General features: G+C 65.0%; 6 protein-coding genes and 1 tRNA gene. 6 read left to right on the forward strand and 1 reads right to left on the reverse strand.

All coding sequences use genetic code 11. The annotated features are described in order from the left end of the window. On the reverse strand, positions 1-195 hold a 195-nt coding region (locus VFZ20_RS32615), incomplete at its 3' end, for a hypothetical protein (RefSeq protein WP_329688167.1). Positions 196-2572: 2377 nt separating this feature from the next. Between VFZ20_RS32615 and VFZ20_RS32620 the strand changes: the two genes are divergently transcribed. From VFZ20_RS32620 to tig, 6 genes are all read left to right on the forward strand, one after another. After that, complete coding sequence (locus tag VFZ20_RS32620; RefSeq protein WP_329688168.1) at positions 2573-3895, forward strand: hypothetical protein; 1323 nt, start codon at positions 2573-2575, stop codon at positions 3893-3895. A gap of 293 nt (positions 3896-4188) precedes the next feature. Then, positions 4189-4557, forward strand: coding sequence for a hypothetical protein (locus tag VFZ20_RS32625; RefSeq protein WP_329688169.1), 369 nt, complete (start codon positions 4189-4191; stop codon positions 4555-4557). Between the two features lie 292 nt (positions 4558-4849). Further along, a complete protein-coding gene (locus VFZ20_RS32630; protein WP_329688170.1) occupies positions 4850-6769 on the forward strand; it encodes a hypothetical protein in 1920 nt (639 codons plus the stop codon). Between the two features lie 1341 nt (positions 6770-8110). Continuing rightward, positions 8111-9304, forward strand: a complete 1194-nt coding sequence (locus VFZ20_RS32635; protein WP_329688171.1) for a hypothetical protein — start codon at positions 8111-8113, stop codon at positions 9302-9304. A gap of 366 nt (positions 9305-9670) precedes the next feature. Further along, positions 9671-9752, forward strand: a tRNA-Leu gene (locus VFZ20_RS32640). Between the two features lie 45 nt (positions 9753-9797). Further along, a partial coding sequence (gene tig / locus VFZ20_RS32645) for a trigger factor (protein ID WP_329688172.1) occupies positions 9798-10892 on the forward strand: 1095 nt, incomplete at its 3' end.

A 10892-nucleotide genomic window follows, 5' to 3' on the forward strand; every position in this document is an offset into this window, starting at 1 on the left:
CGACGGCGGCGCGGGGAGCTTGTCGGCCGAGCCCTCGGCCGCGCCCAATTCCGCCAGAAACCGGCTACGGTTTCGCCCCGCCCTTTTCGCGTTGCGGTCGATCTGCCGCGCCTCGTCCTCCGTCGCGCGGACGAAGATCGGCACCGGGTACAGCCCGGCGAGGCGGCGTTTCTTCCTGCTCCCCTGTGCGTCCATCGACGGCTCCTGACGCCCCCAGCCGGGGGGCGCGTCCTCCCGCTTGAAGCGCGCAGCGCGAATGCGGCAGGACGGCCCGCCGCGCCAGCGGCCGGGACGGTATGGTGCTAGCACCATACGTATCCTGCGTTCGCTGTTCGGCTCTCGACGGACGTACTTCGCACCTCGGAATTGCGTTCTGTCCCCGCCACACAGTGCGTTCCCCAGCCGCCCCTCAAGCCCTTTACCGGCTCCCTTTCGCCGATATGGCGCGGTTCAGACGATACGCGTATTTTGTCCGATTGAGTGGGAGGGAGGCTCTACTTGATTTCTGCACGGGAACTCTAGTGGTAACACCGATCTCGGAACCGAGTACTGGCCCAATCCCAGTGGCACCCAGGCGCCGGCGGGGAGACGGCGTGTCATTCGATGGAAGAGAGATTCTAGACGACCCTTTCGGTGACGACCGGGACGAGGTTTGTGCGGCGCTCTGGACAGCCCTGCGCGATATACACCAGTGGATTGATGCCCACCGACGCGAGCGGCTGTTCGGTAACCGGAACCATCGATCACGCGCTCGGCTGTTGCGTGCGTCGCGAATTGTTCCCGCATTGCTACCGGCCACTAGGACATTCCTGCGTCTACGGATGCAGCCCGGAGAGATGACGCCGGGCGAAGTGGGCGAGGCCTGCTACAGCGTGTGGGGGTGGAGCGAGGGAGAGTCTCTCCTAGGCACCGCAGCGCACTTCGCGGAAATGGCCGCTTATCTGGTTCCAGAGAGCCCCACTTACGCGAATGACGCAGGGTGGGCTTGTCGACGCTGCGCCCTACATGAGCGCTCGACGCTCTGGTACAGGCGCGGCTTGAGGTTAGCGGTGCGCGCGAAGAATCGCTCGGAAGCAATCCGCGCTCTTCTCGGGAGGGGAGCTGTCTACAAGGACCTCGGCAGGCTGGATGACGCTCGAGATTTCTATGATCGTGCGAGCCGCCGCGCGTATAGGACGGGCAAGCGGCGACAAGCTGCCGTAGCCCGACATTATATCTTCGCCTTGGAGGCCGAACGGGGCAGTTTTGAGTCTGGACTAGATGAGGTTCGCGAGACGCTGAATTTGTATCCCATATTTGATCGCCGCGTCCCGTACTTGGCGCACGACTTCGCCTTTCTGCTAATTCATAACTGTTACTTCTACTCGGCTCTCGCTCTGCTGGAAAAGGTTGCCCCCGCGATTCGTAAGCCGGAAGAGTGCATGCTGGTGCAGAGTGGTCTGGCACGTGCCGCCGCTGCATGCGGACGGAGAGAGCAATCCCACTCAGCAGCGCAGCAGGTTTTGGAAGCTGCCACAACGTATCTGCAGTACGCCCCCGCGAGCTTTGTCCACTTAGCACATGCCGCGCGGTCGCTCGGCGAGTGGAACCTAGCTGCCGATCACGCGGCACGAGCCGAACAACTCGCTTGCCGGGTTCGAGATGCGGCAGTGGAGCGTGACGCAAGGCTGCTCCTTGCCGACATCGAAGCGCGAACGCCACCTGAGCGAGAGAACCCTAAACCGTGTCCGTACACGGTCGAGCTGATCGAGAAAATGTTCTACGTTCGGCTCCGGCGGTGGTTGGCTCCGGACCGTCGGGGAGCCGGAGCCAACAGGAACCCAGCAAACGCAGCCGATTTGGAGCGACAGCGTCTCTAGTTGCCTCCTCCGAACGTGTAACCGCCACCCGAATTCGCGACCGCGCCCCCGCCGGAGGACGCGGTCGTTGCTGTTGTGGTGTCGGACCTGTTTCCTCCTCCGAACGTATACCCCCCGTCGTAAGAGGCATCGTCGGGGGCAGTTACGGTTGGGGTCTGCTCGCCGCATGCAGCTGTAACAAGCAGTACAGTAGCAAAGACAGCGAAGATGCGGGCTCGGAGATTTTTCATCCTGTGCTCCTTAGAAGGGCGGCGTAAACGCTGACACAGCGCATCAAGTTAATCATAACCATACGCGAGCCGCCAGAAAGCACTACGCATTTACCCGTCAACACCTAACACAGCATCACCGGACGAGGTGCGCCCTAACTCTCTCTTTGCGCCTTTGGGTAATCTGTTGCCACTCAAGCCTCTCCATGCTGTAGGCCCGGTGGGCCAAGCAATCGACGGGGAATGGTTGCGGGAGCAAATGGGGACCAGGAACGAGCGCAAGGAGAGTGTCATGCGGTTACCGCCGCAATCAGTGCTTGCTCGCAGAGCCCGCGCGGACGAGATGCGTCCGGAGGTCGCTCGCTGGGTCAGCGTTCTAGGCGCTGCTGCTGTCGCCGAGCGTGCAGAGCAGAAGCTGGATGCAGTCCGGGCATTCGTCTACCGGGGCGTTACGCCGCAACCGGGAGCGATGGACGCCTACGAGGACATGCTGCGCGATGAGTTATGGCTGACAAGAATTTCACCCGAAATCCCAGGCGATGCGACCGCTGGAGGGCAGGCCCGGAACTGATGCAGACTAGCAAAATGACCCGGCCGCGTACGCGAACCGAAGACACTCGTCGCCGCTGGTGTATCCCGTCCGCCCTCCTTCGGAGCCCCGGCGAGAAGCTGAACGGGATCGCAATTCTTGAGGAAATGCCCGACAGCGTCGGCCTGCTTCTGTGGCTCACGCTTGACGACGTGACGTTGTGGGCCACCTCTCCCCCGAAGACACGCCCCCGGCTGCTCGGGTTGTGCAGCCCGCAACGCTTGGCCGTGCTGAGCGATGAAGCGCCGACAGATCTGCGGTGCGCGCTGGAGTTTCTGTCGGCAATCCTCGCTCTGCCCGGCGACGCCGACGAGGACATGATGGGAAGGGCATGTCTCGCGATCGCCGCATGGGCGCGCGGCCGCAGTCAACCGAGAACTGCGCTGGCGTTCGCCCAAGCGGGGGCGCTTGCGGCCCCGATGCTTCCTGAAGCTGCCTTACAGACCGCGATCAGTGCCCAGGTGCTGCGCGAGGGGGCACGTGCTGAGACGTGGCTGCGCCGGACGATCGCGGTCGCCCGGCGCGCAGGGGACTGGAGTACCTACGGAAGCGCGTATGCGCTGCTCGGAAAACTCCAGTTCGACCAAGGACAGCACGCGGAGGCGGAGGAGAGCCTGCGCATCGCATTCCGCACAGCCGGTCGGATCGGCATCCCGCTTGTGCGCCGGAACGCCGCACATGGGTTCTTCCAACTTGCACTTGCGCGGGCGCGGGCCACCGATGACCCGGCCGCCCGCGATCGGTTCCTCGTCGAGGCGGACACCCACGCCCACGACGCATATCGCGCCCAACGAGCCGAGCAGCCCGGCTCCGTGCCTCTGCTGCTCGATCTCGCACGACACTGGATAATGCGGGGTGATGCAGTACAGGCCCTTGGTGCGTTAAACCGTCTCCGCACCGTGGGCGAGCTCACGCCTGGCGACACGCTGGCGATTGCTGCAATAACGGCCCGGGCCGCTGCTGCTGCTCGTCGACCCAAGCTCAGCAAGACAGCGGATGAACGTGCGTCGCAGATGCTGTACGACCAGTCCATCACGGAAAATGCCGCGTTTGCCGCTGCCGTGGATCTGGCGCACGCCGCGGTTGATCGGTGCGACCATACGTCCTTTGATCGCGCGCGCAGCGCGGCACTGCGATTCGCCCCAGAAGTCGAATACCCACGCATCATCAAGACGCTCGACTCCCTGGCCCGCGCCTGGAAACCTCTGGAAGGTGACGGTGCAGAGGCCGGGCAATGAACAACGAAGCCCCTCACTGTCAGAATAGCGATAGTAGTTCAGCGGCTAGGCACGCGCTGGACATACTGCTGCACGACATACCCGAGGAGCAGGTGCGCCACTGTCGTCTCTTCCTGCTGGAAGAGTTGGAGCGGCTCTACATCAGTGCGCGCCGGATGCCGCCACAGTGGATAAGGATGATCCGGGCTGCCGATGACCCGCGATACCTCACCTGAGCTAACAAGCAAACAGATCACGCGCCCTTAAAAATGCAAAACACACCGCCACGAGAACAGCGAAGCGCGCCTCCTCCGATGATCAGTCACGAGGACGTCAAGCAGACCAGGAGAGCTGTGCGTGCGGCTGCGGAGAAGTCCAGCCTGCGCAAACTCGCGTCGGTGATCGGGTTGGGCCACAGCACCCTACACAACTTCATCAGCGGAGCGATGCCGCATCCGAAGGTCCGTCGCATTCTCCACGACTGGTACGTTCAACAAGAAGGTCCTGGCCCGCTGCAACCCGCGGAGCTTGACCACCTGCTAAGGGACTTGCCGGACTATATCTGTGAGCAGGTCCGCCCACATCTCGCGCGTGTGCTGGCGGGTGGCTATGCCGAAGGCGCGATAGAAGCGCCGGCGTGGTTGGTTGAACTTGGCACAACCGGAAACTCACACGAGGGGTAGGACAGACCGGCATATTTCACAACCGCCGGTGACGCACGTTTTAGATTTTCGCGTCTCCCTTGCAACTAGGAGAGTACCCCAGAATGCAATGCCATCCTCGGGGATTGTGCCGAGAACCGCACACATCGGGGGGACCTTTCGACGCGTGCTCGACCGCCCGTCTCGGCAGTGCTTCGGGTAGACTACGCATGTTTTGCGCATTCACGTTGTCCCTTTGAAAGGAGGGCAGCTCCAGCGTTAGAAGGTCAATCCGTGATGAGCAGGCAAAACCTCAGATTCTGGACGCGGCTACATGAACATCTTACGTGGTAACAGGCTCAGAATTCGTCCATCACTCGGGGCCGGCGTGTTTGCGGCGATCCTCGCGGCGGGGTGCGATGGGCGCGACGTGACGGCACCGGCTCCGTCCGCCGCGCCGCGGGACAACCCGCGTCTGAACACGGCAGGCGCGGCGCTCGGGAGCAACTTTTTGCGGCCACCGCCGACAAGTCACCCCAACGATGTGGCCGCCCCGCCGTTCCAACCGTTCTCGCCAATTCCAGCCGGGTCGTGGATCATCGTCCGCACAAGCGGTTCGGTACAGTCCGAATTCAACGATGAGTGCGGCAAAGCGGCCACCGACCTGTGGCCCTGCCAGACGGCGAATCAGCTTTCCCCATTTTCGTCCACGTTCCCATCGACCGTGGGTCCCGTACAAGTGATCCTGCGGACCGGGACGGGCGAGACACCCGTGCCCCTGCGCGGGTCGGGTGGAGGTGGCGTTGGGCTTCTCTACTCCAGCACCGGGGGAATGCTGGCCGGGCGGGTCATGCTTCCCGCAAACTTCTGGTGGGCGGCCGGGCACGATTACATTGCAGCGTTCACGTTTTCGGGTGGATACTCGGTCAGCGCCGAGGCCGTTCCGCCCCCGCTTGAAGTGGTCGAGAGTGGGGGTGGCACGGGCGGTCCAAAGGTCTATTCCGTCGTCCCGCTCCATGGATTGCAACTGATCAACCCGAGAGACCCGTATTACTTCCAGTTCTGGCCCGCCGGAGCGGTGACGTGGACGTTCATCCAGGGGGAGGACGTGAGCGACGACCCACGCGTTCCCGGTGCGGAGCACATCCCGGTCAACGAGTGCGGATTCCAGCTCACGTGCAGCTACACCCCGCCTGGGGTGGGCAGGATGGAAGCAACGGCCTGGGTCGAAGGGCGGCCCGTTACCGTTCGGAGCGTGACCGCACCCACGCCGTGTTCTGCCGATAGCAACACCGCCGGAGTGGCGGCACTCCTGGCAGCGGACTGCACGGAAGAAAGCCCGCCGCACCTTTCGGTAAGCTGCACACCCTCGCCCGTGCTGCGCGGGGCGAACGTGCGTTGCGTGGCATCTGTGGCCCCTGCTGCGGAGATGACGGTGCTCACGCGCAGTGCCCGCGGTAGCGGGTTCTCATTCAGCGAATCGCCTAATCAGGTGGTCGCGGCGGGTGACTCTTCCGTTTGGGAGGGAACGGCGGCGCTCGCGACGCAAGTTCGGTTCGTCGTGCGTGTTCAGCACGCAGGTACAACAACGCAGCTCACCAGCACGGGGAACTACACAATCACAGCGCGGACCTGGGCTCCCTACCAACTCACCCAAGTTCCAGAGTGGTCCCCTCATATTCGCGGGGCCATGCAGCCGTTTCCCACAAACGGGGTCTTTGGCAACTTCTCACTGAACGGCCTGAACCCATTCTCAACTCCCATAGACAGTGTGGCGAGTGGCCCGAATGCCGGATTGATGTTTTTCGTGGACCGCCCTCCCTTCATCAGCAAGGGAGCCACTATTGCGACACATCCCGCCCTGTATCCCCCTGCTGCCGGCGCGTGGGGATCGCCCCAGTACCAACAGTGGTACAATGACCAGAACGGGACGCCCTCTGGCACTTGTACGCAAGCACAGGTTCCACAACTTCGCTCGCAAGTGGAACGTCACGAGGGGGTGACCCAGGCCACTAACTCGCATTATGGTGTAGCGAACCAGGCGTTCATGGCGCACCGACCAGATCGTGCCTTGGAGGCGCTGGCCCTGTTCAAGGTGCCGAAAGAACGCCTGCAGGACAGGGCCTATCGAATCTACGAACATTTCGCCTTGGGACCCGCTCACGCCGCGCAGACCGCATTCGACGGCAGCGATTATCCGTTGATCCGAGCCAGCTTCCCGTGCGCTTTCGACAACAACCCGCTCAATCCCTAACGGTCGACGGAGGAATCGACGATGCGAACTGCATGCATAGCTTTGCTACTACTCAGTTGGGCCATCCCGCTCTCTGGGCAAAGAGGTGAGGGACGCCACTGTCACGGCGTTCTCACTGCGACCCTCGCCAGCGGAATTGAGCACCCACACCTTCGAGAATGCGCTACAGAACTGGTGCCGGAAGTCGCGGCTGCGATCAGAGAGGCCGCGTCGTTGACCGACGTCCAGAAGCTTGCGCTCCTGCACCGCTTAACTCTGGTCATCCGTGACCCCGCCGTGTTCGACGCTGGGATCGCCCTGGCCGAACGGAGTGCGGCAGACCCCAAAGCACGCGTGTTAGGACTCTCAGTGGCGCTGTCTCAGGTGGATCCCAGATTGGGGTTCCAGAACCCAAGAGCGGCGCGTCCATTCGAGTCACCGCTCAGTGAAGTCTGCGGCGAGGCGACGTTCCTGCCGTTCGACGCTACGGACTATTGGGTGAATGGGGGGATACCCGAGGATGCGGAGGCGCGCTTGCGGTCCGTCGCGGAACTCCTCAGGAGAAACGATCAACCGATGGTTCGCAGATTCGCACGATGCGTTCTATTGGTTCTTCCTGACCCCGATGAGCCGTCTACAGATATCCCAGATTGGGTGGAGCCCTGACGAAGGTCTGGAAGGTCGGGGGCGAACGGGGAGGGGGCGGCTGTCCCCCCCCCCGAGCCTGCCGTACCTTCCAGCGGTTCCACCACGGCGGGCAAGTGGCGGGCTTGCCGCCCCCGGGGCCCGCCGTCCCGATTCTTTGGAATCCGGACCTTTCGGTTTTCATGGCATTCACTCAACCCAGGCGCCGCAACTCCGTGCACTCTGACGGCTCACGAATCATCCCCCACCCCGCCGGCCCCCCCGGTTCCGCCGGGGCTCGTTCGTGGGGGACCGGGGCGGCGGCTGGGCGTCAAAGGGTGTCACCGCAGGTGTCACCAAAGCCCTGCAGGCTGCGCGATGCCGGGGATTCGGCGTGCAGGTTGCGCGTGCGGCCGCTAAAAAACCGGTTCTCGCGCCTGCATTTCGCTCTGTCGGCCGGTGGGATTCAACCCCTGGGGGAGGTTGAACTGCGCTCCATTCCCGGAGTGCGCGGCGGAGCGCGGAGCGAACGGCTCCAGCGCGCGACGGACGTCGGCTCTGCGGTGAGGTCCAGAATACCGGATACCTGATCGCGTCCGTAAAAGGCGGATCTCGCGGGAGAACGAACGAAAACACTTGCTTCCCGACGTGCCGTCGCACTAGCCTGTTGTCCACCTGTCCCGCCTTTCCGGCCGATCCCATCCAATCGGCCCGCCGACTCCCTCCCGATCCCCGCCGATGAGCACGCATCCGACCTTCCGGGCCGCCGTCCCCTCGCTGCTGATCGCCCTCGCGGCCTGCGGCGGCGAAGGCGGCGCGGCGAGCGCCATCCGCGTGGACACGCTGCCAAACGGCGCCGTGGCCGTCCACAACCCGGAGCAGGGCCTGTGGACGGAAAAGAACGCATGGCGCGCCGTGGAGGACCTGCGCCTGGGCCAGACGGATGGCACGGGGCCGGACGTGTTCGGGAACCCGACCGCACTGGAAGTGGACGCGTACGGCCGCCTGTACGTCATGGACCCGCAAACCAAAGAGGTGCGCGTGTTTGGCGCAGACGGCACGCACGTGCGCACACTCGGCCGCAAAGGCGGTGGGCCCGGCGAGCTGGAACAGCCGATCGGGCTGACCATGGGGCCGCAAGGAGCGCTGTGGGTGGTGGACGCCGGAAACGCCCGCTACACCGTGTGGGACACGGCGGGCACCCTGCGCACGACGGTTCCGCGCCGCGGCGGGCACGTGCAACCCTGGCCCGGCCGCTTCGACCGGCAGGGGCGGCTGTGGGACCTGGGGATTGGCGCGTTGCCCCAGGGCGGCGCACCCGAGCTGCTGCGCGTGGACCCCGTGTCGGGACGCACGGAATCCATGCCCCTCCCCACGTTCAGGAGCGAGACCTTCCAGCTGACCCAGGGGAACTCGCGCATGTCCATGAGTGTGCCGTTTACCCCCTCGCTGAGCTGGGCTCTGGACGCGGATGGACGTGTGTGGTCCGGCGTGTCGGACCGGTACCGGCTGGTCCTGCACGAGCCGGGCGGCGACACACTGCGCGTGGTGGAGCGCGCGTCCGCACCCGTGCCCGTCACGGGAGCGGAGATGGACTCGATCCCCGTCCTGTACAAGTGGTTCACGGATCAGGGCGGCAAGCTGGACCTGTCGCGCGTGCCAGACCACAAGCCCCTGTTCGAAACGTTCCACGTGGACGATCAGGGCTGGCTGTGGGTGCGTCCGTCCATGCCGGCAGACGCGGAGCAGGGTGGCCTTGACGTCTTTGATCCCGAGGGGCACTACCAGGGTCGCCTTGCCCTGCCCAGGGAGGTGGCGGGCAGCATGGGCCTGCGCATTCGGGGAAACTACCTGTACGCGATCGTACAGAACGAAGACGGCATTCCCCAAATCGTGCGGATGCGCATCGAAGGACGCCCGCCGCGCGCGTAAAGGCGAGCGTTTCGACGGCCGAAACTACGACGAGGGATTCGACCAGGGAGCGGCCCGTATCGCGCCCCCACGTGCCCGCCACGCGGCGCGATGCTGCCCCCGCCCAGCGCGGCGGATTGCGCGACGGGGAACCCGCGGTGTATCAGTGTGCGGAGGGAGCGACGGAGCCGGCAAAACGGCGGACAGGTCGGGCGGGCGTCGCAGCTGCGGGCTGTCCCCTGTAACCTGTCCCCGCGGTTCAAACGCGTGCACGAACCCCGGCGGCCCGGCCGAAAAAGCGGCCCCGCGCCAGCCCCGGCCGTGCACGCCGCGCAGCTTCGGTTGACCCCCCCATGGGGGCGGTCTATATTTGCCCGTTCGTCCCGCGCGAAAGTGGCGGAATGGTAGACGCGCTGGTCTTAGGAACCAGTGGCCAAAAGCCGTGGGGGTTCGAATCCCCCCTTTCGCACCTCGCTCAACCAACACGTTCGTTCCAGCAGATAGAAAGCGCCGGATGGCCGAGCATTCAACCGCCCCCGTGACCGAGCTGCGCGTCGACGTCCAGGAACCCGCTTCCTGGAGCCGCCGGCTTTCCATCACCGTTCCCAGCGAGCGCGTGCGCCGCATCCGCCAGTCCGTGGCCGCCAAGGTGGCCGGCAGCGTGCGGATGCCCGGCTTTCGCAAGGGCAAGACGCCCTCTTCCCTCGTGGAGCGGCAGTTCGGGCCGCACATCGAGCAGGAGACCCTGGACCGGGTCATCCAGGAGGCCTACCGTGAGGCGCTGAGCTCGTCCGGGCTCACCCCCATCACGCAGGGCCAGGTGGAGAACGTGCACTACCACGGCGAGGGGGGCGACGTGCACTTCGACGTGGCGTTCGAGGTGCAGCCCACCGTGGAGCTGGCCCGCCTGGACGGCTTCCAGGTCACCCGCCCGTCCGACAGCGTGACGGACGAGGACGTGACGGACCTGCTGGAGCGCCCGCGCGGCGAGCGCGCCAACCTGCTGCCCCTGGACGAGGGCACGCGCCCCGGCTACGGCGACATGGTGGTGGTGGAGATCACCGACCTGGACGAGGCCGTGGAAGAGGGCCAGGAGCCCGAGGCGCGCCAGTTCCGCTTCGAGCTGGGCGAGGGCCAGGCCATCCCCGACATCGAGCAGGCCATCATGACGCTGGCCCCGGGCGAGGAGGGCGAGTTCACCGTGGCCTACCCCGAGGACTTCGCCGACGAGGCGCAGCGCGGCCAGCAGCAGCGCCTGCGCATTCGCGTGGTGGAAGGCCGCCGCAAGGAGCTGCCGGAGCTGGACGACACGTTTGCGCAGGGGCTGGGCGAGTTCGATACGCTGGACGCCCTGCGCACCCGCGTTCGCTCGGACCTGGAGAACGACCGCCGCAGCCGCGCCGACAACACGGCCCGCGAGGAGCTGGTGGCCCAGATCGTGGAGGCCAACCCGTTCGACGTGCCGGCCAGCATGGTGGACCGTTACCTGGACTTCATGACGGGCGACGTGCCCGACCAGGAAGGCCGCCGCCGCCAGCGCACGGGCGAGGACGCGGAACGCTTCTCGCAATTCCGCGAGGCCATGCGGCCGCAGGCGGAGCAGGCCCTC

The organism is Longimicrobium sp., assembly GCF_036280135.1.
GTDB lineage: Bacteria > Gemmatimonadota > Gemmatimonadetes > Longimicrobiales > Longimicrobiaceae > Longimicrobium.

Bases quoted from the DNA above. Each gene is read 5' to 3' on its own strand.
- VFZ20_RS32620 (WP_329688168.1), top strand. From the start codon at position 2,573: ATGGCTGACAAGAATTTCACCCGAAATCCCAGGCGATGCGACCGCTGG.
- VFZ20_RS32625 (WP_329688169.1), top strand. From the start codon at position 4,189: ATGATCAGTCACGAGGACGTCAAGCAGACCAGGAGAGCTGTGCGTGCG.
- VFZ20_RS32630 (WP_329688170.1), top strand. From the start codon at position 4,850: ATGAACATCTTACGTGGTAACAGGCTCAGAATTCGTCCATCACTCGGG.
- VFZ20_RS32635 (WP_329688171.1), top strand. From the start codon at position 8,111: ATGAGCACGCATCCGACCTTCCGGGCCGCCGTCCCCTCGCTGCTGATC.